The 23738-nt window shown below is 34.7% G+C and carries 23 protein-coding genes; 10 read left to right on the top strand and 13 right to left on the bottom strand.

The annotated features are described in order from the left end of the window. Positions 1 to 5: 5 nt before the first annotated feature. From serA to fabZ, 9 genes are read right to left on the bottom strand one after another with little or no spacing between them, the layout of a single operon-like run. Positions 6 to 1586 (bottom strand): phosphoglycerate dehydrogenase, encoded by a 1581-nt coding sequence (serA, locus tag ACLGLP_RS04260; RefSeq protein WP_492113690.1) that lies wholly within the window; start codon positions 1584 to 1586, stop codon positions 6 to 8. 17 nt (positions 1587 to 1603) lie between these two features. Then, positions 1604 to 2761, bottom strand: coding sequence for a pyridoxal-phosphate-dependent aminotransferase family protein (locus tag ACLGLP_RS04255; protein ID WP_492113689.1), 1158 nt, complete (start codon positions 2759 to 2761; stop codon positions 1604 to 1606). A 14-nt stretch (positions 2762 to 2775) separates the two neighbouring features. Continuing rightward, positions 2776 to 3246, bottom strand: a complete 471-nt coding sequence (greA, locus tag ACLGLP_RS04250) for a transcription elongation factor GreA (RefSeq protein WP_492113688.1) — start codon at positions 3244 to 3246, stop codon at positions 2776 to 2778. A gap of 20 nt (positions 3247 to 3266) precedes the next feature. Then, entirely contained in the window at positions 3267 to 4559 is a 1293-nt protein-coding gene (locus tag ACLGLP_RS04245) for an IMP cyclohydrolase (protein WP_492113687.1), read from the bottom strand. Between the two features lie 27 nt (positions 4560 to 4586). Next, on the bottom strand, positions 4587 to 5735 hold the full coding sequence (gene lpxB / locus ACLGLP_RS04240; protein WP_492113686.1) for a lipid-A-disaccharide synthase: 1149 nt from the start codon (positions 5733 to 5735) through the stop codon (positions 4587 to 4589). Further along, positions 5732 to 6688, bottom strand: coding sequence for a Gfo/Idh/MocA family protein (locus ACLGLP_RS04235; protein ID WP_492113685.1), 957 nt, complete (start codon positions 6686 to 6688; stop codon positions 5732 to 5734). Before ACLGLP_RS04235 ends, lpxB begins: the two co-directional genes overlap by 4 nt. Next, on the bottom strand, positions 6688 to 7512 hold the full coding sequence (locus tag ACLGLP_RS04230) for an LpxI family protein (protein WP_492113684.1): 825 nt from the start codon (positions 7510 to 7512) through the stop codon (positions 6688 to 6690). Before ACLGLP_RS04230 ends, ACLGLP_RS04235 begins: the two co-directional genes overlap by 1 nt. 6 nt (positions 7513 to 7518) lie before the next feature. After that, a complete protein-coding gene (gene lpxA, locus ACLGLP_RS04225; RefSeq protein WP_492113683.1) occupies positions 7519 to 8331 on the bottom strand; it encodes an acyl-ACP--UDP-N-acetylglucosamine O-acyltransferase in 813 nt (270 codons plus the stop codon). Then, positions 8328 to 8786 (bottom strand): 3-hydroxyacyl-ACP dehydratase FabZ, encoded by a 459-nt coding sequence (gene fabZ, locus ACLGLP_RS04220; RefSeq protein ID WP_492113682.1) that lies wholly within the window; start codon positions 8784 to 8786, stop codon positions 8328 to 8330. The genes lpxA and fabZ overlap by 4 nt, the downstream gene beginning before the upstream one ends. A gap of 119 nt (positions 8787 to 8905) precedes the next feature. On the opposite strand from fabZ, the gene ACLGLP_RS04215 reads away from it, so the two are divergent. Further along, a complete protein-coding gene (locus tag ACLGLP_RS04215; protein WP_492113681.1) occupies positions 8906 to 9358 on the top strand; it encodes an Lrp/AsnC family transcriptional regulator in 453 nt (150 codons plus the stop codon). 2 nt (positions 9359 to 9360) lie between these two features. Here the strand turns inward: ACLGLP_RS04215 and ACLGLP_RS04210 are convergent, their stop codons facing one another. The 4 genes from ACLGLP_RS04210 to ilvD are packed head-to-tail and all read right to left on the bottom strand — an operon-like array spanning position 9361 to position 13555. Further along, positions 9361 to 10380 (bottom strand): MlaD family protein, encoded by a 1020-nt coding sequence (locus tag ACLGLP_RS04210; protein ID WP_492113680.1) that lies wholly within the window; start codon positions 10378 to 10380, stop codon positions 9361 to 9363. 21 nt (positions 10381 to 10401) lie between these two features. Beyond that, positions 10402 to 11130: an ABC transporter ATP-binding protein gene (locus ACLGLP_RS04205; protein ID WP_492113679.1), complete on the bottom strand. Its 729-nt coding sequence runs from the start codon at positions 11128 to 11130 to the stop codon at positions 10402 to 10404. Positions 11131 to 11135: 5 nt separating this feature from the next. Further along, a complete protein-coding gene (locus ACLGLP_RS04200; RefSeq protein ID WP_492113678.1) occupies positions 11136 to 11903 on the bottom strand; it encodes an MlaE family ABC transporter permease in 768 nt (255 codons plus the stop codon). Then, positions 11900 to 13555 carry a dihydroxy-acid dehydratase gene (ilvD, locus tag ACLGLP_RS04195; RefSeq protein WP_492113677.1) on the bottom strand — a complete coding sequence of 552 codons (1656 nt, stop codon included), beginning with the start codon at positions 13553 to 13555 and terminating at the stop codon, positions 11900 to 11902. Before ilvD ends, ACLGLP_RS04200 begins: the two co-directional genes overlap by 4 nt. Before the next feature lie 120 nt (positions 13556 to 13675). Here ilvD and ACLGLP_RS04190 point away from each other — a divergent pair, with 120 nt between their 5' ends. From ACLGLP_RS04190 to secG, 9 genes are all read left to right on the top strand, one after another. Continuing rightward, entirely contained in the window at positions 13676 to 13900 is a 225-nt protein-coding gene (locus tag ACLGLP_RS04190; protein WP_492113676.1) for a NifU family protein, read from the top strand. Positions 13901 to 13938: 38 nt separating this feature from the next. Further along, positions 13939 to 14205 carry a DNA-directed RNA polymerase subunit omega gene (gene rpoZ, locus ACLGLP_RS04185; protein ID WP_492113675.1) on the top strand — a complete coding sequence of 89 codons (267 nt, stop codon included), beginning with the start codon at positions 13939 to 13941 and terminating at the stop codon, positions 14203 to 14205. A gap of 11 nt (positions 14206 to 14216) precedes the next feature. Next, positions 14217 to 15362, top strand: a complete 1146-nt coding sequence (gene dnaJ, locus ACLGLP_RS04180) for a molecular chaperone DnaJ (protein ID WP_492113674.1) — start codon at positions 14217 to 14219, stop codon at positions 15360 to 15362. Between the two features lie 9 nt (positions 15363 to 15371). After that, positions 15372 to 15851, top strand: a complete 480-nt coding sequence (gene moaC / locus ACLGLP_RS04175) for a cyclic pyranopterin monophosphate synthase MoaC (RefSeq protein ID WP_492113673.1) — start codon at positions 15372 to 15374, stop codon at positions 15849 to 15851. 15 nt (positions 15852 to 15866) lie between these two features. After that, positions 15867 to 16229, top strand: coding sequence for an RNA polymerase-binding protein DksA (dksA, locus tag ACLGLP_RS04170; protein WP_492113672.1), 363 nt, complete (start codon positions 15867 to 15869; stop codon positions 16227 to 16229). After that, positions 16226 to 21484, top strand: a complete 5259-nt coding sequence (gene uvrA / locus ACLGLP_RS04165; RefSeq protein ID WP_492113671.1) for an excinuclease ABC subunit UvrA — start codon at positions 16226 to 16228, stop codon at positions 21482 to 21484. The genes dksA and uvrA overlap by 4 nt, the downstream gene beginning before the upstream one ends. An 86-nt stretch (positions 21485 to 21570) precedes the next feature. Then, positions 21571 to 22164, top strand: a complete 594-nt coding sequence (locus tag ACLGLP_RS04160) for a CBS domain-containing protein (protein ID WP_492113670.1) — start codon at positions 21571 to 21573, stop codon at positions 22162 to 22164. Between the two features lie 12 nt (positions 22165 to 22176). Next, positions 22177 to 23367, top strand: a complete 1191-nt coding sequence (locus tag ACLGLP_RS04155) for a homocysteine biosynthesis protein (protein WP_492113669.1) — start codon at positions 22177 to 22179, stop codon at positions 23365 to 23367. Between the two features lie 13 nt (positions 23368 to 23380). Then, entirely contained in the window at positions 23381 to 23734 is a 354-nt protein-coding gene (gene secG / locus ACLGLP_RS04150; RefSeq protein ID WP_492113668.1) for a preprotein translocase subunit SecG, read from the top strand. Positions 23735 to 23738: the final 4 nt, after the last annotated feature.

Below are 23738 nucleotides of genomic sequence, written 5' to 3'. Positions count from 1 at the left end.
TTTATTTAAAGCTCCAAGGGTTTTACCAAGTAAACAGTTGAAAGTTCACTCAATTCCTTTAAAGCTTCTTGCGTAGGTGGCTGATCTAAGCTCAACAAAATGACATTTGTTTTTTTCATAGGATCCTGTCCCACATACATTCTTGAAATATTTAAATTGTGGCTACCAAGAATAGTTCCTATTTTTCCTATCACTCCTGGTCTGTCTTCGTTAAAAATATAAAGCATGTGTCCTTCTGGTAAAGCATCAAGTCTAAATCCATTAATTCTTACTATACGAGGTTCTTTCTTACCAAATAGGGTTCCTTCAACCACCGTATAACCTTCTGTATGCTTTATTTTAACACTGATTAAGGAGGTAAAATCTTCTGAAATCTCAGTTTTAGATTCTGTTATTTTTATGTCCCTTTCTTTTGCTCTTATAAGGGCATTAACATAGTTTACATCTTCTTTAAGGAAAGGAGAGAGAAGCCCTTTCACAAGAGCAAGGGTTATGGGTCTTGTATCAAGTTGAGAAATCTCTCCTTTATAAGTGATTTCCACTTCTTGTATAGCTCCTTCTGCAATTTGGGCAGCAAGCAATCCCATCTTTTCTGCCAAATTCAAAATTGGAGTTATAATTTTTAAAACCTCCGGTGGTAAAGAAGGAACATTTACTGCGTTTCTTATTATTCCTTTTGTTAAATAATCCGCAATTTGTTTAGCTATTTCTATAGCTACAATTTTTTGAGCCTCAACTGTTGAGGCTCCAAGATGGGGAGTTCCTATAAAGTTGTCTAAGGAAAGAAGAGGATGATTAGGGTCTACAGGTTCTTTTTCAAATACATCAAGGGCTGCACCTGCAACCTTACCTGAAATCATAGCCTTATAAAGGGCTTCCTCATCTATTATTCCACCCCTTGCACAATTTATAATGTAAACTCCGTCTTTCATCATAGAAAAAGCTTTTTCATCTATAAGATGATAAGTCTCTTTAGTAAGGGGCGTATGAATGGTTATGAAGTCTGCTCTTCTATAAAGATCCTCCAAGCTTACAAGTTCTACTCCTTTTTTTTCTGCAGTATCTGGAGAAACATAAGGATCATAGGCAATAACTTTCATCTTAAGTCCTATAGCTCTATCTGCTACGATACTTCCTATTCTCCCAAGACCAATAATTCCAAGAACTTTGTTATTAAGCTCAACACCCATGAATTTCTTCTTTTCCCACTTTCCACTTTTTAAAGACGATACTGCTTGAGGAATTTTTCTTGCGAGAGCAAAAAGTAATGCTAAAGTGTGTTCTGCTGCAGATAAAGTATTTCCTCCTGGAACATTCATAACTACAATACCTTTTTCATTAGCAGCTTGAAGATCTACATTATCAAGACCTGTCCCAGCTCTTCCTATTACTTTTAAATTATTAGCTCTCTCTATTACTTCTCTCGTAACTTTAGTTGCACTCCTTATAATAAGTGCATCATATTCAGGAATTATTTCTAATAGTTCCTCATAAGGAAGTCCTGGTCTGTATGTGACTTCAAGACCCGAATTCTCTAAAATCTGAATTCCCTCTTCTGAAATAGGATCTGAAATTAAAACCTTCATCTCTTTTCCCCCTATTTTTATAAATTTTTTACATAATCAAAAATTATCTCTTCAGCTGCTCTCACGCCTTCACCCAAAGGAACTTTGTATCCAAAGAGATTTAATCCTATCTCTAAAGCTGAAATAGCTATTAAAAGATCAAAGGGGGATTGATCACCCATGTGGGTAATTCTTAAAATTTTTCCCTTAAGCTGATCCTGTCCCCCTGCAAAAACAATTCCTAATTTATTTCTCAAAAACTTTAAAAGTTCTCCTGTATTTAATCCATCTGGAGTCTTAATTACTGTAAGTGATTCTGAGGGAACCTCAGGAAAGAGTTCAAGATCGAGTGCCAAGATAGCAGATCTACAGGCAAGAGAAAGGACTTTGTAGTGTTTAAACAGATTTTCTAATCCTATTTCTCTAATGCGTTTAAGCATTTTTCTTAGTCCAACAAGAAGACTTACAGCAGGAGTAAAGGCTGTCGTATCCTTTTCATAAGCTTTTTTCTCTTTTTGGAGATCAAAGTAATATTTAGGAAGTTTTGATTTTTGGGAAAGCACATAGGCTTTATCTGAAAAGGCAATAAAAGAAAGACCTGGAGGAAGGCTAAGAGCTTTTTGAGATCCTGTTATAACTACATCAAGCCCCCATCTATCCATGGGAAGCTCATACACCCCGAGAGCAGTAATAGCATCAACCACGATAACTGCGGGAGTTTCCTTAGTTATTTCTGCAATTTCTTTAACAGGATGCTTTACCCCTGTTGAGGTCTCACAGGCTTGAATTAAAACACCCTTAATATCAGAATTTCTTTTAAAAATTTTTTCTACCTCTTCAGGCTTTACGGCCTTACCCCAAGGCACTTCTATTACTAAAGGTTCAAGGCTATATGTTTTTGCAAGCTCAAGCCATCTTTGACCAAACTTTCCTCCCACAACAACTATTACCTTATCTCCAGGAGAAAAAAGATTAACTATGGCTGCTTCCATTGCTCCAGTTCCAGAAGAAGCAAAAAAATAAACTTCTTTTTGAGTCTGAAAAAGATATTTAAGATCTTCTCTTATTTCTTTTAAAATTTCTGAAAATTCAGGCAATCTGTGATGAGTAATAGGCTGAGCCATAGATAAAAGTACATCCGGTGCAACTGGGACTGGGCCTGGGGTAAAAAGGTATTTTTTATCCAAAAATTTCACCTCATACCTCCTAATTAAATGTCTATTTCTAATATTTCAAAATTTTTTACTCCTGAGGGTGTATTCACCTGAACTTCTTCCCCTACTTCTTTTCCTATTAAAGCTCTGGCAATGGGAGAATGTATGGAAATACTCCCATTTGACGGATCTGCTTCATAGGGACCAACGATTTTATAAATAACTACTTCATCTGTATCAAGGTTTAATAGTTTTACTTTTACTCCGAATTGAACTCTATTCGGAGGTTCTTTAAGCTCAGGGATTACTTCTGCATTGGCTAAAATCCCTGAAAGTTCTTGAATACGCCCCTCCACATAAGCCTGTCTTTCTTTTGCAGCTTCATATTCAGCATTTTCTGAAATATCTCCATGGGCTCTTGCCTCTTCAATAGCTTTTATTACATTTCTTCTTTCAACCTTAATAAGATGTTCTAGCTCTTTTTTGATTTTTTCCAAACCCTCAGGAGTAAAAGGTATTTTGGTCATAAATCCCCCCTTTTAAAAACTTAATGTTTAAAGGCTCTCTGCCCTGTAAACATCATAGCAATAGGAGGATTGTATTCGTTGCATGCCTGAATCACTTCCCAATCTCTAACCGATCCTCCTGGCTGAAGTATAGCTGTAATTCCGTGTTTTGCTGCAACATCTACAGAATCCCTAAAAGGCAAAAATCCATCAGAAACCATAACCGCACCTATAAGTCCTGCCTTCTTTTCCTTGGTCTCTTCGTCAATTTCCTCTTTTTGAGATCTTGGTCTCAATCCCTTTTCTATTTCCAATTCTAACTGTTTATAAGGTATTCCGTATTTTTCATAGCAAAGAAGATCTGCAAACTTTGTATAGGCTTTAAAAATGGCTATCTCAGTACAACCAACTCTATCTTGCTCACCTGTTCCAATACTTACTGTGCATTCATCTTTTACAAACAAAACTGAATTAGAAGTTACCCCCATTTCAACAGCCCAACCAAAAATCATATCCCTTATTTCTCTCTCATCAGGCTCTCTAACACATCTATACTCAATTCCGTCTTTAACCGCTACTGCCGGTAGAAGATCCTCTTTTTTTCTAATTTTATTTATCTGAGAAACTTGAACGATCAATCCTCCATCAATAAGGCTTTTAAACTCAACAACTCTGTATTTAGCATATTCTTCTAACCTATCTAATTTCTTTATTCTTATAATCCTTAAAGACTTTCTCTTTTTTAAAATTTCTATACTTCCCTCCTCATATTCAGGTGCAGCAATCACTTCAAAATACTCCTTTGCTATAGCTTCGGCACATGCCTTATCTACAGGTCTATTCAATGCTATAGCACCACCAAAGGCAGCTATTCTATCTGCTTTATAAGCTCTTAAAAAAGCCTCTTCTATAGTGTTACCGTAGGCAACACCACACGGGTTATTATGCTTGACAATTACACAAGCTGGTTTCTCAGTTAAATACCTCAAAATACTTAGAGCGTCATCTATGTCCGTTAGATTTATCTTACTTGGATGTTTACCAAATTGAATAAAATCTGATTCCTTTAAATTTGAGATAAGACCAAGTCCAGGTGAAATAAATTCGCATTCACCTAAAATCAGATTTCCTGCAACAAGTTCATAAAGTGCAGCCTCTTGATCAGGATTTTCTCCATATCTTAATCCTCTTTTTTCAAAAACTCCTGGTTCTACCTCAACTTCCCAGGTTTTTTTCTTATAAATAAGGGTTTGATCACCAAAAGTAATTCTTAATTCTGAAGGGAAAGGATCTTCTACAACGGTTTTATACATCTTTTTTAAGTCCTTACCCATATTTACACCCCCAATTTTAACTTATTTTTAAGAGCTACTAATAGATGAAATATACTTTATCATATCTTCCGCAATTCTCCAACTTGCTCCAGGAGAACCTATTATCTTTTTCACATTTTCAAGCTCTTTTTTTATCCACTTTCTTTTTTCCTCATCCTCAATAAATTCCCTTATCTTTTGAGTAATAAGCTGAACCTTGTTTTTTTCTGTTATTATTTCCGGATACACCTCTTTTTGTAAAATCAAATTAGAAAGACTTACATAAGGGACTTTTATCAATCTTTTAGCTATAAAATACATCCAGGAAGGTAATGAATAAGTAACTATAGCAGGAGTCCCAAGAAGGGCAGCTTCTAAAGTAATTGTCCCTGATGCAAGAAGAGCTACCGTAGAGTATTTCAAAACCTCATATTGAGTATTTTCTATAACCCTAAGCGCGGATCTTGCTTTATCCCATAAAAATGAGTCTCTCAATCCTGGTGCTTTTACCATTATCCCCTGAACATCGGGATTTGTTTTTTTTAAATTATCAAAAATTTTTAAAAACATAGGTATATGTCTAACTACCTCTTTTTCTCTGCTACCTGGGAAAAAACTCACAATAGGTTTGGTCTTATCAAACTTATACATTTCATAAAAAAAACTCTCTGTTAAATTGATTTTTATTAAGTCTAAAATAGGATGTCCAAGATAGACAGTAGGAATATTATAGGAAGAAAAGAACTCCTTTTCAAAGGGAAGAACTACATATAATCTATCCACACATTCTTTTATTACATAAACTCTTTTCTTATTCCAAGCCCAAACTTGAGGAGCAATGTAATATATTACAGGATAACCTAATTTTTTGGCTAATTTGGCTACTTTTAAATTAAAACCCGGGAAATCTACCAGTATAACTACATCTACTTTCCTTTTTTCCAAGAATTCTTTAATTTTTTTATAGACAAATAAATATCTTTTAAGCTCAGAAAAACTTGGTAATCCTACTAAGGCAAGCGATTCAGCTGGAAAGAGTATTTCTATACCAAGACTTCTCATCTTGGGACCACCGATTCCGACAAATTGAAAGGCTGAATTTAGTTCTTTCATTCTTTTAATTAAAAGATATCCGTATATGTCTCCTGAGATTTCACCTGTAATTATCAAAACACGAGAAGGAGTTTGAACTTTCATAAGAATTTTTTTAAATTTTTTTCTACTTCGCTTTTTATTCTAAAAGCAAGTTCAAGAGAATTTAATGCTTCTTCTGCGGGCACCTCCACCCTGCTTCCATTTACAATACTTCTAACAAAAACTTCAAGCTCCTCTTTCAAAGGATCACTCTCAGGAAAGGATTTTTTATCAAGTTTATATTCTCTATTTTTAGGATCTACCTTAACTTCTAAATAGCTTTTTTCTATAGTATCTACTACATAATAGGCACCCTTTGAAAAGACTCTGAACTTTCTCTGTTTATTAAGAGATATTCTACTTGCCGTAAAATTGCAGGTAGTGCCATCTTCAAAAACGACTCTTGCATTGACTATATCAGGTAAATCGGTAAAAAGAGGAGCTCCCACAGCATGAATAAACTCTATTTTTTTATCTTTTTTCAAAAGCAGCGTAAGATCAAGATCGTGTATCATAAGATCTAAAATCACATCTATGTCTAAGTTTCTTTCTACAAAAGAAGATAGTCTGTGAGCCTCTATAAATAGAGGCTCTTTTACTTTTTGCAAAAGAATTTTTACAGGGGGTTGAAATCTTTCAATGTATCCTACCTGAAAAGGAAGACCTTTTTTTATTGAAATTTTAACCAATTCTTCTGCTAACTTTAAATCATGCGCAAGGGGTTTTTCCAAAAAAACAGGTTTACCTGCCTCTAAAAATTCCTTAGCAATCTCGTAATGTGTTATAGTTGGTGTAGCAATACTCACTGCATCAACAAGAGGTATAACCTCTTTGTAATTGGTAAATGTTTTTACAAACCCCTTTTTATCTCCTAACAATTCTAAAGTTTCTCTAATTCTTTCTGGATTAATATCAACTATAGCAAAAAGCTCTACTTCAGGTATTTCGGTAAATTTTTTAGCATGAAATTTTCCTAAGTGTCCTACTCCTATAACAGCAACTTTTATCTTGTCCATCAATTTTTTCCCTCTTTATATCCTACTATGGAGATATCATTTTTATCAGCTAATTTGATAGCTTCTTCTCTTTGTAGGAAAAAGGTTTTACCTGTTTCTAAGGCAAGAACTTTTGCACCAGCCTTGATGAGCGTTTCTATAGTTTTTAATCCAACTACTGGAAGATCCATTCTAAGATCCTGAATAGGTTTAGCTACCTTTATCACCACTGTGTTTTTTCTAAGTTTACCTGCTCTTAAAATTGTAGCATCTGTTCCTTCCATAGCTTCAACAGCAACGGTCATCTTGTTTTTTACTACCACACACTGCCCAATATCAAGAGCCCCAATCATTTTGGCAATTTTAAATCCATATTCTATATCCTCCCATTCTTCAGAAGTTGGAATTCTTTTGGTAAAAACTCCTTCAGGAGTTAAATAATCTTGTAAAAACTCAGAAGGACCCCTTATTATAAATCCTTCATTTTCAAGCTCTTCAACTATACCTCTTAAAATGGAATTATCCTCTCTATTTTTTAGTTTTTTCCACAAAATCAGGGCTTTAAAATCAGGAATACCTATTTTTAAAGCTTGGCTTTTATCTATTTTACCTAAGAACACAAGTTCTTTTATTTTTCTTTCTTTAAAAATTTTGATTAATTTCCCAAACTGTCCGATAGAAATCTTAAAAACTTCAGAGGTAAGGTTTTTTAATTTCTCTTTTTGATCATTAGAAAAACAAACTGCTACAACTTGGTAATTTCGCTCTTTTAAGTTACGAGCTAGAATAATAGGAAATTCTCCTTCTCCTGCAATTAAACCTATTTTATTTTCCTCTGTTTCCATAATTTTTTAACCAAAAGCTTCTTCACCTTCAAAGGGCTTTCTTCTCATTATACCTTGTTTTGAGGGATTTTCCAAAAATCTAATAAGTTTTTCTACTACGGGATCATTACCAAATATATCTCTTAGCTCTACTATAATTTCCTTGATTGTTGAAGGGGCATCTAAAAAAAAGCCGATTGCCTGAGAAATTTTACGGATTTCTTCTTTAGTAAAGCCTGATCTTCTCAATCCTACTAAATTAATTCCCTGTATTTTAGCTGGAATACCAAAAACTTTTACATAAGGGGGCACATCCTTATCAACCCCACTCATAGCACTAACAAAAGCAAAAGCTCCTATTCTACAAAATTGATGAACAGCAGAAAAACCACCCATTACTACCCTTTCTTCAACTCTTACATGCCCTCCTAAGGTGGCATTATTTGACATGATTACATTATCTCCTATCTTGCAATCATGAGCAATGTGAACATAACTCATCAAAAGACAATTGTTTCCTATCCGAGTAATTCCATCGTCAAAGGTTGTTCCTCTGTGAATAGTTACAAACTCCCTGATTACATTGTAATCACCTATTTCTACGGTAGTTTCTTCACCTTTATAACCAATGTGCTGAGGAGGTGTCCCAATTACAGCAAATGGTCCAATTTGATTGTATTTCCCTATTTTAGTGTTTTTCTCAATATAAGAATTTGCCTTTATAACTGTTCCTTTCCCTATATATACCTTTGGTCCTATATAAACCCCTGGACCGATTTCTACATCTTCTTCAATCTCAGCTGAAGGGTCTATGAAGGCTGTGGGGGAAATTTTAGTCATTTTCCCTCCCTATCCATTAAAATTCCAGCAGTAATCTCTGCTTCTGCTACAACTTTGTCATTCACTTTAGCAATAGCCATAGCCTTAACAATATATCCTTTCTTTTTAAATCCCTGGGCTTCAATAATAAGCGTATCTCCAGGATATACAGGTTGTCTAAATCTAACCTTGTCAATTGCAGCAAGCACGAAAAGCTTGTCTTTATACTCTGGATAGATTACTTTCAACCCAACCCCTGCAGCTTGAGCCATAGCTTCTAAAATCAAAACTCCTGGCATAATAGGATAATCTGGAAAATGCCCTGCAAAATAGGGCTCATTAATAGTAACATTTTTTATTGCCCTTACATATTCCTTTTCTAAATCTATCTCCTCTATTTTATCAATCATCAAAAAGGGATGTCTGTGAGGCAAAAGCTGAAAGATTTCTAACAGGGTTATTTCTCTTTTTTCCATCTCTCATTACCTCCGTTTTTATTCCTTATGTTTTTTCATCCCTATAATATCATAAAAATTTCTATCCAAAAGATTAAAACTTATTGCATTTTTAAATCTTATTGTTAACTTTTTACCAAATGTCTATCCATAAAGATGATAAATTTAAAGCCCTAATTAACTTTTTACAGAAAGATTTTCCCTTATCTTCTGAACCATTTAAAATTCTTGCTGAAAAGTTTGGCTTAGAGGAAGAGGAAATTATAGATTATTTGAAAAATTTAAAAGAAAAAGGAATAATAAGACACTTTGGAGCAAGTGTAGATTCTCATAAACTTGGATATGTTACTTGTCTGTGTGCAACAACTATCCCAGAAAATAAAATTGAGATTGCATACAAAATAGCCGAACTTCCGCAAATAACACATGCCTATCTTAGGGAGCATAAGTTAAATTTTTGGTTTACCATAGTTGAAAAATCAGAAGAGGATTTAAAAAAACTTTGTAAAGAATTAGAGGAAAAATATCAAATAGAAATTAAACTTTTTCCAGCTACAAAAAAATTTAAGGTAAAAGCAGTTTTTGAAGTGTAGCTTTAATGCATAGCTGCACCAGCCACAACTCCAAGAACTGTAATAGGTACTTGTTCCTCTACACCCTGAGCAGCTCTATTAACACTTTTTAATGTTTTCTTAGCCTCTAAATAAAGAGAATCATCTTTAAGCAGTTTTCCAAGAGTTCCTTTACCACTCTCAATCTGAGCTGTTATTTTTCTTAAATCCTCAGAGATAGCCTTTAAGTCTTTATAAAGTTTGTCATCTCTCATTAATTTACCAAGTGTTCCTTCTCCCCTTTCAAGTCTCTTAGATACACTTTCTAAATTAGCAACAGTAATTTTTAAACTCTTATAAAGTTCGTCATCTTTAACAAGCTTTCCAAGGGTTCCTTGACCACTTTCAATCTGTTTAGTAACCACCTTTAAACTCTCTGCAGTTGAGGCTAAATCTTTATAAAGCTTGTCATCACTTATAAGTTTGCTTAGAGTACCCTGCCCTTTTTCTATTTTTTCTGCAATATTTTTAAAGCTTTGAGAGGCATCCCTAATGTTAGCTACTAAAATTTTTAAATTTTCCCTGCCTTCTTCAGTTCCTAAAAGTTCTTTTAATCCTTCTACAGTCGGACCAATGCTTGCCAAAATCTCATCAACAGAAATTGCCCCTTCTGTATAGGCTATCATAGAACCAGGCTGTAAATAGGTAGTTGAAAATCCGGGTTTTATCTCCACAAATTTATCTCCTAAAACTCCATAAGTTCTTATAACTGCTTTAGCATCTTCTTGAATTTTGTAATTCTTGTAAATTAAAAGCTCTACCTTTGCTTTCCCATCTGGAGTTAGTTCAATATTTCCTACTCTTCCAATGGGAATTCCTGCCATTTCTACCTTAGCCCCTTTAGTGAGCCCAGAAATATTATTAAATACTGCATAAATTTTATACACATCCTTGGGAACGAATGCCTCCTCTCCAAGTTTAAAAGTAAGATAAAGAAGAGCTACAATACCAATAAATACAAAAATACCCACTTTTATTTCTGTCGCTCCTCTAATGGTAGCCATTTTAAAGTCACCTCCTTATTTTTATAGCAAAGCACTTTTTATAAATTTTTTAATAAACTCGTTAGTTGAATTTTTTATTTCCTCAGGTGTTCCTACTTCTATAATAATTCCTTCATTTAAAAAGGCAATATAATCTGCAAATTTGAAAGCAAGATTAAGATCGTGACTAACTATTACACAGGTGAGATTGTATTTTTCTTTAAGATTTTTGATCAATTCTAAAATTGAGACCTGAAGAATGGGGTCAAGACCTGTAGTGGGTTCATCAAAAAGCACTACTTGAGGTTTGAGAGCAAGTGTTCTTGCAAGAGCTGCCCTCTTCTTCATCCCCCCAGAAAGTTCAGAAGGATACTTATCTTTAGCTAACTGAAGATCAACTGCAGAAAGAAGCTCATCTACCGTCTTTTCCATTTCAGCTTTTGACATTTTAAAATGTTCCTTTAAAGGGAACATTACATTTTCTTTGACTGTCATAAAATCAAAAAGCGCTCCTTCTTGAAAAAGAAATCCTATTTTTTTTCTTATTTTCTGTAATTCTTTTTCAGAAAGCTTTGTAATGTCTTTATCTTGAAACCAGATTTCACCGCTATCCGGTTTTAAAAGACCTACTATATGTTTTAACAAAACACTTTTTCCGCTTCCACTCTGCCCCATTATAAAAGTAATTTTACTTTCTGGAATGGTCAAATTAACTCCTCTTAAAACTTCAAATCCGTTAAAGCTTTTTTTGAGGTCTTTTATAGTTATCATAAGCCTTAAAAGAACAAAGTAGTTAAAATATAGTCAGAAACTAAAATTCCAACTGTTGAAATAACAACAGCCTCAGTAGTTGCCCTTCCAACCCCTTCTGCTCCACCTGAAGCATAATAGCCTTTGTATCCACAAACTGTTACTAAGAATGCACCAAAAAAGATGGACTTTATTATCCCGCTCATAATGTCTTTAAGCTCTACCATATCAATCATTCTTGCTGTTAAGAGCCCAGGGTCTATGTGAAGTAAAAAAGTACCTATTACATAACCTCCTGCAATACCTACAAAATCTGAAATAGCCGTCAAAAGAGGTAAAACGAGGATAGCGGCCCATAATCTTGGACTCATAAGATATTGAATTGGATTAACAGCCATAATTTTTAGCGCATCAATCTGTTCTGTTATTCTCATACTTCCAAGTTCAGCAGATATAGCTGAACCAGCTCGAGCAATTACCACCACTGCGGTAAGAACAGGACCAAGCTCTCTTGTAAGGGTTAAAGCAACTACCCCTCCAAGAATACTCTGAGATCCAACCTTAGCCAAGGCAATATTCACCTGATAAGCAGTAACCATCCCAGAAAAAAGTGAGGTTAAAATTACCACAAGCCAGGACTTTACTCCAATAAATTCCATATGTTTTATAAGAAGTCTTCCTCTATAAGGAGGTGAAAAGGAATAAATAAGGCTTTTTAAAAAGAAAAGAAAAATTCCACCACAATCACTTAAAATTTTAATAAAAGCCCTTCCTAAGAAAAAAAAAGGATTCATTCTAAGATTGCTCCCTTAGCTCCAGATTTTACTAAACTATAATATTTTTTCAACACCCCTTTTAATTTTTTTTGCAAGGGTTTCCATTTTTTTCTTCTTCTTTCTAATTCCTCTTCTGAAACCTTTAAATCAAGCCTTCTTTGAGGAATATCTATTTCTATGATATCCCCGTCTTCTACCAAGGCTATAGGACCTCCTTCAGCTGCTTCAGGAGAAACATGCCCTATACAGGCTCCCTGAGTTCCCCCACTAAATCTTCCATCAGTTATAAGAGCAACAGAATCACCGAGTCCCATTCCTATTATTGCTGAAGTAGGAGATAGCATTTCTCTCATTCCTGGTCCACCTTTTGGTCCCTCATATCTTATTACTACTACATCACCTGGCTTTATCTTTTTCCCCAAAATGGCTTTATAAGCTTCTTCTTCTGAATTAAAGACTTTTGCTGGTCCTGTATGTCTTAACATCTTTGGAACTATGGCACTTGTTTTTACCACTGCTCCTTCTGGAGCAAGAGAACCATAGAGAATAGCTATCCCTCCCTCTTTGTAATATGGATCCTCAACAGGTCTTATTACATTTCTGTCAAGCACTTCCACTCCCTCAAGATTTTCTTTCAAAGTTTTTCCTGTAACTGTTTTTACCTCAAGATGTATTATTCCCAATTTGGAGAGTTCTTTCATAACTGCTGGAATACCACCAGCAAAATGAAGGTCAACCACTCCGTGCTCTCCTGCAGGAATAAGCTTTGCAAGAACAGGGGTTTTTCTTGAAATTTCGTCAAAGGTCCTCAAATCAATATCAATTCCTGCTTCCTTAGCAATAGCCATAAGATGAAGAACCGTGTTAGTAGAACAACCAAGTGCCATATCAACAGCTATGGCATTTTCAAAGGATTTTTTAGTTATAAGCTTTTTGGGTGTTAGACCTTTTTTAACGAGTTCAACAATTTTTCTTCCTGTTTCTTTAGCAAGTCTTATCCTATCAGAAAATACGGCAGGGATTGTTCCATTCCCAGGAAGAGCAAGACCTATAGCCTCGGAAAGACAATTCATTGAATTTGCCGTAAACATACCTGCACAGGAGCCACAGGTTGGACAGGCACAAGCTTCTAATTCTTTTAATTCTTCTTCAGTCATTTCTCCAGCCTTAACCTTTCCTATTCCTTCAAAAACTGAAATAAGATTTGCCCTTTTTCCTTTATAACTTCCTACAAGCATTGGTCCACCAGCTACGATTATAGAGGGTATATCAAGTCTAAACATAGCCATAAGCATACCAGGGGTAACTTTATCACAGCTTGTAACCATAACCAATCCATCAAAACCATGAGCCATACTCATTATTTCAATAGAATCAGCAATGATTTCCCGGCTTGGTAAAGAATATTTCATACCTTCGTGGTTCATAGCAATACCATCGCAAACCCCAATTACACCAAATTCTACAGGTACTCCTCCCATCTCTCTAATACCTGCTTTAACTGCTTCAGTAATCTGTCTCAAATGAATATGCCCAGGAACTATTTCATTAAAGGAGTTGGCAACACCAATTAAGGGTTTTTTAAGTTCTTCATCTGTGAATCCAAGAGCTTTAAATAAAGACCTATGAGGAGCTCTTTCTAAACCCTTTTTAACTCTGTCACTTCTCATCGGCCTCTCCTTTAAATTTTTAATTTGTTTAAATATTTTAATTTTAAATAAGTCGCCCTTGCTGTCAAGAAAAATTGTATTAAATTTTAAAAAATCAAAGTTTTAATCAGGAGGTTTTTTATGCTTAAAGATGAGGTGGAAAAAGCCTTAGCTAAGGTTAGACCCTATTTACAAGCAGATGGAGGGGATGTGGAGTTAGTTGAGGTTACTGAAGATGGTATAGTAAAGGTAAAATTAAAGGGTGCCTGTGGATCCTGTCCTATGGCTCTTATGACTCTAAAAATGGGTATTGAAAGATACTTAAAAAAAGAAATACCAGAAGTAACTGAAGTAGTTGCTGTCTAATTTGATATTTTAAAATTTAATTGTTGGGGTGATAAAAAATGGCAAGAATTACCGTAGAAGATTGTCTCAAAAAAGTGCCAAGTAGATTTAGATTAATTCATCTTGCCATAGAAAGGGTAAAACAACTAAAAGAGGGGGCTCAACCACTTATAAAGTGCGATAATAGAGAAATAGTTACTGCTTTAAGAGAAATTGCTGCAGGACTTGTTACTCCAGAAAATATAAAAGAGCTTGCAAAAAAAGAAAAGGTATCCTCTGTTTACGAAATTTCTGAAATTTTAAAGCAAAAAAGCCTGAATAAATAGAAAATTTAAAGATGGTTTATAAAGACTACTATGCCATTCTTGGAGTTCCCAGAAATGCAACTCAAGAAGAGATAAAACGTGCTTACAGAAAACTTGCTCTCAAATATCATCCTGACAGAAATCCAGGGAACAAAGAGGCTGAAGAAAAATTTAAGGAAATTTCAGAAGCCTATGAAGTTCTCTCAGATCCACAAAAAAGAGCAATATACGATACTTATGGATATTCTGGATTAAAATCCTCAGGTTACAGAGGATTTGAAGATATATCTGATATTTTTAAAGCCTTTTCTGATATATTTGAAGAGTTTTTTGATTTTTCCTTTGAAGAAAAGACTCATACCAGACCGAGAGATGGAGCTGATCTTTCTTATGAAGTAGTTTTAGACTTTGAAGACCTTTTTGAGGATAAAAAAGTTAAACTTGAAATTGAAAAATTTGATGTATGTGAATATTGCAAAGGACTTGGATACGATCCTCAAAAGGGTTTTAAAACCTGTGAGGTCTGTAAAGGAAGAGGAAAAGTTACTTATACAGAGGGTTTTTTTAGAATAAGTTATACCTGTCCTGATTGCAAGGGAAGAGGGACTACCTATATAGCTCAATGTCCCAAATGTAAAGGTTCTGGAAAGATATGGAAGAAAAAAGAACTTGAAGTGGTCATACCTGCTGGTATTGAAGATGGAAGCATTTTGAGAATCCCAGGAGAAGGTGAACCAGGACTTTTTGGCGGAAAACCAGGAGACCTTTTTTTAAGAGTAAAAGTTAGACCTCATCGCTACTTTTATAGGGAAAAAAATAATGTAATAGGGATGCTTAAAATTAATTTTGTTTCAGCTATTTTGGGAGATAAAATAAGACTTCCCTACTTTAAGGAGGATTTGGAAGTAGAAATTCCTCCTGGAACTCAGCCAGGAGAAGAAATAATTATTGAAGGAAAAGGTCTTCCAGATGTTAAAACAGGCAAAAGAGGAGATTTAATCTTAAAAATCCAAGTAGAAATACCAAAAAAATTAAGCAAAGAAGGAGAAGAATTGTTAAAAAAATTTGCAGAGATAGAAGGAATTAAAACCTACGAAAATGAGCTCCTTTTAAATCAAAAAAACTCTAAAAAGAAGAAGGAAAAATTCTGGGAAAAATTTATTTTTGGAAATAAATAAAGATAAATTATGCCTCAATTTTCTCATCTTACAGAAAAAGGCGAACTTCAAATGGTAGATGTTAGTGAAAAACCAGATACAGAAAGAGTAGCTATTGCAAAAGCAGAAGTTATCTTTCCTGAGGAAATCTACCCAAGGATCATTTCTCAGGATATACCAAAAGGAGATTTTTTAGCCTGTGCAAGGATTGCAGGAATACTTGCAGCTAAAAAGACTTCAGAACTTATTCCCCTTTGTCACCCTTTACCTATCTCTAAAATTGATATAGAATTTAATTTTATTCCAGAAAAATTTTCTATAGAAATTACAGGAAGTGTTAAGACTGTTGGGAAAACAGGGGTCGAGATGGAAGCTTTAACCTCTGTTTGTGTTGCAGCTTTAACTATTTACGATATGTGTAAATCCTTACACAAGGGTATAAAAATAACCAATGTCCGTTTAATTTACAAAAGTGGGGGTAAAAGTGGGGAAATCCTTTTAGAAGAATAGCCTTAGGAGGTTTTTATGGAAAAAGAAAAGCTTGAATTCTTTAAACAATTACTTTTAAAAAGAAAAGAGGAAATTCTTAAGGAAGTTATGGAAACTAAAAAGGAATTAACAGAAGTGGGAGAACCTCTCCCTGACGCTCTTGATCAAGCTACAAGAGAAAGCAACCTTGCTTTTGAACTGAGATTGAGGGATAGAGAACAAAAGCTTTTAAAGAAAATAGAGAAGGCTTTAAGAAAGATTGAAGATGGAACTTATGGAATATGTGAAGCCTGTGGAGCAGAGATAGATGAAAAAAGACTTATGGCTCGTCCTGAAGCTACTCTTTGCATAGACTGCAAAAGGGCGCAGGAGAGGATGGAAAAAATCAGAGGCGAATGAAATTTATTGAAGTTCTTAAAGTCTCACAAAACAATCTTAAAGGCTTTGATCTAAAATTACCTTTTTACAAACTTACAGTAGTTACAGGAGTTTCTGGAGCTGGTAAATCAAGCTTAGTTTTTGATACCCTTTATGCAGAGGGACAAAGAAGATATCTGGAAACTTTTTCTTCTTATGTAAGACAGTATTTTGAAAAATTACCTAAACCTAAAGCAGAAGCTATAAACAACATACCACCTGCCCTTGCTTTTCCTCAAGGAAATTACATCAAAACCTCACGCTCAACAGTAGCAACTCTCACGGAGATAAGCCATTTCACTAAAATGCTTTACTATAAAGCTGGAGTCCCCAAATGCCCAAGATGCAATCGATACATCTACATGAAAGATCCTCACTCCATCGCTAAGGAAATTATACAAAAATTTAAAAACACTCCTATATACTTAATTTCCCCGCAAAAAATTAAAGTAGATTTTGAATATCTTAAAAAGGGACTTCTTTCAGCAGGATTTAGTAGAATTTTGTGGAAAGGTAAAGTTTGTGAGCTTGAAGAATTAGAAGAAACGCCACAGGAAGAAATAGAAATACTTCTATACAGACTAAAACCCTCTGAAGAAGACATACCCGAAATCGTTAATGCGGTAGAGCAGGCTTTTAAAATCTCGGGTCGCTTAAAGGTTAAAACCGTATATGGAGAAGAAATTAATTATGTTCAAGATCTTATCTGTCCAATTTGTGGTTTTAAGGTTCCTCCCAAAAATCCTAATCTATTTTCTTTCAACACTTCTCAAGGAGCTTGTCCAGAATGTAAAGGATTTGGCAATCTTTTAGTTGTTGACTATGAAGCCTTAGTAAAACATCCAGAAAAGTCAATTAAAAACGGTGCTATTCCCCTTCTTGATTATCCTTTTATGCTGGAAGTTAAAATGGATCTTATGGAATTTTTAAGAAAATATGAGGTGGACTTAAATCTTCCTTTTTATAAGCTTCCCTCTGAAATAAAGGAAAAGATTTTCTGGGGAGAGGGGGAATGGTACGGGCTTAAAGAAGTTATAGACTGGCTTGAAAGTAAAAAATATAAGGAACATATAAGAATTCTTCTTTCAAAGCTAAGAAGAGAAATTACCTGTCCTACCTGTAAGGGAACACGCTTTAATCCACAGGCTCTCATTTTTTATATTCAGGATCTAAACATAGGAGATTTTTATTCCCTTGAGGTATCGCAGGCAAAGGAATTTATAAGTGAATTTCTTTCTAAAACAAGGCTTCCAGCTGAAGAAAGACTTGCAAAGGAGATTTTAAAAAGACTTTCCTATTTGGAGGAGGTTGGACTCTCCTATCTTACTTTAAACAGAACAAGTAGAACCCTTTCTGGAGGAGAAGCAAGTAGATGTCTTTTAACAAGAGCCCTTTCTTCAAATCTTGTAGAAACTCTTTATATAATAGATGAACCTACAACAGGACTTCATCCAACTGATACTAAAAAAGTTATCAAATTTATGGAAAACCTTGTTTCTCAGAATAACACCGTTGTAGTAGTAGAACACGATCCAGAAGTTATTACTCAAGCAGATTATTTAATAGATCTTGGACCAGAAGGAGGAGAAAGAGGAGGTTATCTTTTATATGCAGGAAGTCCAAAAGAAATATTTGAAAAAGATACACCTACAGCCCTTGCGCTTAAATTAGTAAGTTCTCCGCGAAAAAAAGAATTTACCTCTTTAAACTCTTTTTCTCAAAGATTGATAATAAAAAAAGCAAAAAAACACAATTTAAAAAGCATCACCTTTTCCATTCCCCTTAAAGCCATTACTTCTATAGTAGGAGTTTCTGGTTCTGGAAAATCAACCCTTCTTGAGGAAATACTTTATAAGGGGATAAATGCTTACAAACAGGGAATAAATTTTGAATTTTGCGAGTCTATAGAGGGAGCTGAAAACTTCTCTCAAGTGCTTTTCATCACTCAAGAACCCCTTGCCCGTTCTCCAAGAAGTATCGTTGCAACCTATATAGGAATCTTTCCTTACATAAGAAAGCTTCTTGCAAGCACACAACTTGCCAAAAAATACGGCTACACAGAATCCTTCTTTTCTTTTAACTCTCCCGTTTCACAATGTCCTGAATGTAAAGGTCTTGGCTTTGAAGTAGTTGAAATGCAGTTTCTTTCAGATCTTGTTCTTCCCTGTGAAGTCTGTAAGGGAAAAAGATTTAGAGAGGAAGTCCTTGAAGTAAAATGGAAAGATAAAAACATTGCAGAAATTCTTGAGCTAACTGTGGATTCAGCAATTGAATTTTTTGGAAATCATCCCCTTATTAATAAGCCTTTAACAATCTTACAAAAACTTGGACTTGGATATTTAAAATTAGGACAACCCCTTTCAACCCTTTCTGGAGGAGAAGCTCAAAGATTAAAAATTGCAGAGATCTTATCACAAATTAAAAAAGAAAAGGCTCTTATTCTTCTTGATGAGCCAACTGTAGGACTTCATTTAAAAGATATAGAAAAGCTCATCTCCTCTTTGAAGTATTTAAAAGATGAAGGGCATACTATAGTGGTAGTAGAACATCATCCAGAGATAATACTTTCTTCAGACTGGATAATTGAGCTTGGACCTGAAGGAGGAGAAAAGGGAGGTTATCTACTTTTTGAGGGACCTATAAGTGACTTTTTAAATTTAAAAAACCAGAAAAGTCCAACTGCTTATTATTTAAAAGAGTATTTAAACGGGCTCAAACTTAAAGAAAAGGCTTTTCAAAAAAAGGAATATCAATACGAAGACCAATATATAAAACTTAGAGGGATAAGACATCACAATTTAAAAAACATAGATGTAGATTTACCAAGAGGCAAATTCATTGTTATTACAGGGGTTTCTGGTTCTGGAAAATCAACCTTAGCCTTTGATGTAATCTTTACGGAAGGACAGAGAAGATTTTTAGAGACCTTACCTGCTTATTTAAGACAATTTTTAAAACTTTACGAAGAAATAGACTATGATCTTATTTCTGGAATTCCACCTACTATTGCTTTAGAACAAAGGTCAGGAGAGCTTTCACCTCGCTCAACTGTAGGAACTCTTACAGAAATCCTTCCATACCTGAGACTTCTTTACTCAAAAATAAGCAAAGCCTACTGCCCTAAGTGTAATTCTCAATTGATGCCTCATTCTGAGGAAGAACTTCTTGAAATTGCTAAAAATCTTTTTAAGGAAGAGGGGCTTACATCTACAGAAGTGATTTTTCTTGCACCTATGGTAAAACATCGCAAGGGAATTTATAGAAATTTATTTGAAAGACTTTTAAACTCCGGATACAATGAAGTAAGAATTGATTCAGCTTTTTATAAGCTACCGCCTATACCCTCTCTTTCAAGATATAAAGAACACACCATTGAAGCAGTCATAGGAAAAACCTCTTTTAAAAAAGAAAAAATATTTGAAGAACTGTTTTTAAAGACTTTAAAGGAAGGAAATGGAGAGGCTTTGCTAATTGTCGATTCTCGAGAATTCCTTTTTGGTAAAAAAAGAACCTGCATAAAGTGCGGAATAAGTCTTCCTGAACCTGATCCGCTTTTATTTGCCTTTAATTCAAAAATAGGTGCCTGTCCATATTGCCAAGGAATGGGAAAAGTGGAAGATGAAATATGCCCTCTCTGTAATGGAAGTAGATATAGAAAAGAGGTTTTTTACTATAAAATAAATGGATTATCTCTTCCTGAACTTTGTGAACTAAGCATTTATGAAGTAAAGAAGTTTTTTGGAAACTTAAAACTTGAGGGAAAAGAAAAAATTTTAGCTGAAGGACTTATTTCTGAGGTGATATCAAGGCTTGATTGTCTTATTAAGCTTGGTGTAGGATATTTAACCCTTGGAAGATCTGCTGACACACTCTCTTCTGGTGAGGCAAAAAGAGTGAGAATTTCAGCTGAAATTGGAAGCAATTTAACAGGAGTTGCCTACATTCTTGATGAACCTACAATTGGACTTCATCCCAAAGATAACGAAAAATTAATAAATGTATTAAAAGCTTTAAGAGATAAAGGAAATACGGTTATAGTGGTTGAGCATGATGAAGAAACTATTCTTTCAGCTGATTTTATAGTGGACCTTGGACCAGGAGGAGGTAAAAGGGGAGGAGAAATTGTTTTTGTTGGCTCTCCTTCTGAACTTCTTAAAAATGAATTTTCAGAAACTGCAAAAGTTCTCAAAGATAAAAAAAGAAAAGAATTGAAAAGCCTTAAAAGAATTCCCTCAAAATTTATAACCCTTAAAAATGCCCATTTAAGAAATCTTAAAAACATAGATGTATCCATACCTTTAAATGTGCTTACAGTTGTAGTAGGGGTTTCTGGTTCTGGAAAGTCAACCCTTATTTGTGATCTTCTTTACGAAAACCTGAAAAGACTTTTAAGCAAAGAGAAACAATCCAAATTGGATCTATGGGGTGTAGAAAAAATAGAAGGTTTTAAAAACATAAAAAGGGTTTATCTTGTTGACCATTCTCCCATAGGAAACACTCCCAGATCAACTCCTGCAACTTACATAAATGTATTTACCAACATTAGAGAAGTTTTTGCTAATACTCATCTGGCAAGAGAAAGGGGTTATAAGGAAGGAAGATTTTCCTTTAATACCCCTGAGGGGCAGTGTCCTTATTGTAAAGGACAGGGTTATATAAAGGTAGAGATTAAATTCCTACCCGAGGTTTATCAATTGTGTGAATACTGTGAAGGGAAAAGATATAATCCAGAAACCCTTGAAATCTATTTTAAAGGAAAAAACATTTCAGAAGTTTTAAACATGGATTTTTCTGAGGCAAAGGAATTTTTTAAAAATTATCCTCTTATTCAACAAAAGTTAGATACTGTATGTAAAATTGGTCTTGATTATTTGAATCTTGGACAACCAAGTCCTTCTCTTTCTGGAGGAGAAGCTCAGAGAATAAAACTCGCTAAGGAATTTGTCAAATCTTCAAAAGGAGGGTCCCTTTTTATTCTTGACGAACCAACAACAGGTCTTCACATAAAAGATGTAGAAAAGTTAGTAAATGTTCTTCAAGGGCTTATTGAAAAGGGACATACAGTAGTAGTTATAGAGCATAATCCAGAATTAATTAAGTGGGCAGACTGGATAATTGAGCTTGGACCCGAAGGAGGGGAAAAAGGAGGTTATCTCCTTTTTGAGGGACCTATAGAGGAATTTCTTAAAAAAGATACCCCTACCTCTGAAATTTTAAGAAACTATCTTAATCTTTAATAACCTGTCTTATCATTGTTTTCTCTTTGCGTTTTAAATTTTTGTGGTATAGTTTTTTTAAAGTTTTTGTGTGAGGTATTCATCCTATGAAAGTTAAAAACTGGATGGTAACAGATGTAATTACAGCTTCTCCAGATGATACTGTAGAAGGAGCAATTCAACTTATGAGGAGATTTTCTATAAGACATATCCCTGTAGTGGAAAATGGAAAACTTATAGGTCTTGTAACTGAAAGCAATCTAAGAGCCTATCTATCTCCTGAAAAATTGCAATTACCTTTGAGAGAGGTTATGATCCTTAATCCCATTACTGTAGATCCAGAAACTTCAATTGATGAAGCAGCAAAAATTATTTATAAATACAAAATTGGGGGATTGCCTGTAGTTTCTAAAAGTGAACTCGTTGGAATTATTACTATTACCGATATTTTGGAAGCTTTTATTGAACTTATGGGACTTCTAAAATCTTCTTCTCGTTTAGATGTGATTCCCAAAGAAGACAACTTAGACGATGTTCTTGAAATAATTAGAAAGAATGGAGGAAAAATAATTTCCATAGGAATGGATGTAAATCTTAACGGAGAAAAGGTATATTTTATAAGGCTGGAAAAGATAGCTCTTGATAAAATAGCTTCAGATTTAGAAGCTTCTGGACATAAAGTAGTATCACTATTGGAATAAGGGAGTTTTGAAGTGAGTAATGAATTTAAAGTTAAAAGAACCGTAGAGGAGATAAACAGAAAAATTGAGAAAGGGGAGGTAGTGGTATTAACAGCTGAAGAGTTTTCAAAGTTGGTAAAAGAGGTGGGATCTGTCCAGGCTGCAAAGGAGGTTGATGTAGTTACTACTGGCACCTTTTCTCCTATGTGTTCTTCTGGTGCTTTTATAAACTTTGGACATCCTGTTCCAACCATTAAGGCTTATAAAGTCTGGTTAAACGATGTTCCTGCCTACGGAGGACTTGCTGCTGTAGATTTATACATAGGAGCAACTGAACCAAGAGAAGACGATCCTCTTAACAGAGTATTTCCTGGTCAGTTTCTTTACGGTGGTGGGCATGTAATCCACGATCTTGTTGCAGGAAAAAAGATACATCTCAGAGCTATAGGATACGGAACTCACTGTTATCCAAGAAAAACTTATGAAGCGGAAATAACCATTCACGATTTAAAAGATGCTATTTTGTGTAATCCAAGAAATGCCTATCAAAATTACAACTGTGCTATAAATCTTTCTGATAAAATTTTATACACCTATATGGGGGTATTGAAACCAAATCTGGGTAATGCCAATTATGCTACAGCAGGATGCCTTTCTCCCCTTCTTAAAGATCCTTATTTGAAAACTATAGGAATTGGGACACGAATATTTCTTGGGGGAACAAAAGGGTATGTGATCTGGTGTGGGACACAGCACAACATGGAGGTTAAAAGGACTCCTAAGGGAGTTCCCATTCAGCCTGCAGCAACTCTTATGGTTATAGGAGATCTAAAAAAGATGAGTCCCAAATGGCTTGTCGGAACAAGCCACATAGGATACGGTTGCTCCTTAGCTGTAGGATTGGGAATCCCCATTCCCATCTTAAATGAAAAGGTCGCTGAATGGGCAGGTCTTTCTGATGAAGATCTTTTCACTCAAATAGTTGATTATTCCTATGATTATCCTAACGGTATAAAAAGAAATTACGGAATTGTAAGCTATGCAGAATTAAAAAGTGGAAAAATAAATATTTTAGGAAAAGAAGTTCCTACCCATCCCCTGTCAAGCTTTTCAAAAGCAAGGGAAATTGCAGAAATTCTCAAAAACTGGATAAAAACTGGAGAAATGCTTTTAACAGAACCCGTAGATAGTTTGCCTGGTGCAAAACTTTTCCCCATGAGATAATCAGGAGGAAAAAATGGAAAATTTTTTAATCGTTTTTCAAATAATTTTGGCAATTCTGATAATCCTTATAGTTTTAATAAATGTAACCAAAGGTTCTGAATACGGAGCAGTTTTTAGAGGAGCAGAAGCCATTTTTGGCGGTGCAGGACCAACAAGCTTTTTAAATAAAGTTACCATGCTCCTTGTTTTACTTTTTTTCTTAAATTCTATTTTTCTTACCAAGGTTTTAACCGAAAAACATAAACCCGTTTTATTAAAGGCAGAGCCTCCCTCTTTACCAGCTTCAAACCAAACTTTACCTCCTAATCCTCCAATAATACCTACACCACCCAAAGAACTTCCTTCTATCCCAGAAAGTAATAAATAAGTCT

The sequence above is a fragment of the Caldimicrobium sp. SLHALR3 genome, assembly GCF_058692735.1.
This window is presented reverse-complemented; position numbering and strand designations above follow the sequence as displayed.

Coding starts and splice junctions, on each gene's coding strand:
- serA (WP_492113690.1), bottom strand. CDS start 1,586: ATGAAGGTTTTAATTTCAGATCCTATTTCAGAAGAGGGAATTCAGATT.
- greA (WP_492113688.1), bottom strand. CDS start 3,246: ATGACCAAAATACCTTTTACTCCTGAGGGTTTGGAAAAAATCAAAAAA.
- ACLGLP_RS04245 (WP_492113687.1), bottom strand. CDS start 4,559: ATGGGTAAGGACTTAAAAAAGATGTATAAAACCGTTGTAGAAGATCCT.
- lpxB (WP_492113686.1), bottom strand. CDS start 5,735: ATGAAAGTTCAAACTCCTTCTCGTGTTTTGATAATTACAGGTGAAATC.
- ACLGLP_RS04235 (WP_492113685.1), bottom strand. CDS start 6,688: ATGGACAAGATAAAAGTTGCTGTTATAGGAGTAGGACACTTAGGAAAA.
- ACLGLP_RS04230 (WP_492113684.1), bottom strand. CDS start 7,512: ATGGAAACAGAGGAAAATAAAATAGGTTTAATTGCAGGAGAAGGAGAA.
- lpxA (WP_492113683.1), bottom strand. CDS start 8,331: ATGACTAAAATTTCCCCCACAGCCTTCATAGACCCTTCAGCTGAGATT.
- fabZ (WP_492113682.1), bottom strand. CDS start 8,786: ATGGAAAAAAGAGAAATAACCCTGTTAGAAATCTTTCAGCTTTTGCCT.
- ACLGLP_RS04215 (WP_492113681.1), top strand. CDS start 8,906: ATGTCTATCCATAAAGATGATAAATTTAAAGCCCTAATTAACTTTTTA.
- ACLGLP_RS04210 (WP_492113680.1), bottom strand. CDS start 10,380: ATGGCTACCATTAGAGGAGCGACAGAAATAAAAGTGGGTATTTTTGTA.
- ACLGLP_RS04205 (WP_492113679.1), bottom strand. CDS start 11,130: ATGATAACTATAAAAGACCTCAAAAAAAGCTTTAACGGATTTGAAGTT.
- ACLGLP_RS04200 (WP_492113678.1), bottom strand. CDS start 11,903: ATGAATCCTTTTTTTTTCTTAGGAAGGGCTTTTATTAAAATTTTAAGT.
- ilvD (WP_492113677.1), bottom strand. CDS start 13,555: ATGAGAAGTGACAGAGTTAAAAAGGGTTTAGAAAGAGCTCCTCATAGG.
- ACLGLP_RS04190 (WP_492113676.1), top strand. CDS start 13,676: ATGCTTAAAGATGAGGTGGAAAAAGCCTTAGCTAAGGTTAGACCCTAT.
- rpoZ (WP_492113675.1), top strand. CDS start 13,939: ATGGCAAGAATTACCGTAGAAGATTGTCTCAAAAAAGTGCCAAGTAGA.
- dnaJ (WP_492113674.1), top strand. CDS start 14,217: ATGGTTTATAAAGACTACTATGCCATTCTTGGAGTTCCCAGAAATGCA.
- moaC (WP_492113673.1), top strand. CDS start 15,372: ATGCCTCAATTTTCTCATCTTACAGAAAAAGGCGAACTTCAAATGGTA.
- dksA (WP_492113672.1), top strand. CDS start 15,867: ATGGAAAAAGAAAAGCTTGAATTCTTTAAACAATTACTTTTAAAAAGA.
- uvrA (WP_492113671.1), top strand. CDS start 16,226: ATGAAATTTATTGAAGTTCTTAAAGTCTCACAAAACAATCTTAAAGGC.
- ACLGLP_RS04160 (WP_492113670.1), top strand. CDS start 21,571: ATGAAAGTTAAAAACTGGATGGTAACAGATGTAATTACAGCTTCTCCA.
- secG (WP_492113668.1), top strand. CDS start 23,381: ATGGAAAATTTTTTAATCGTTTTTCAAATAATTTTGGCAATTCTGATA.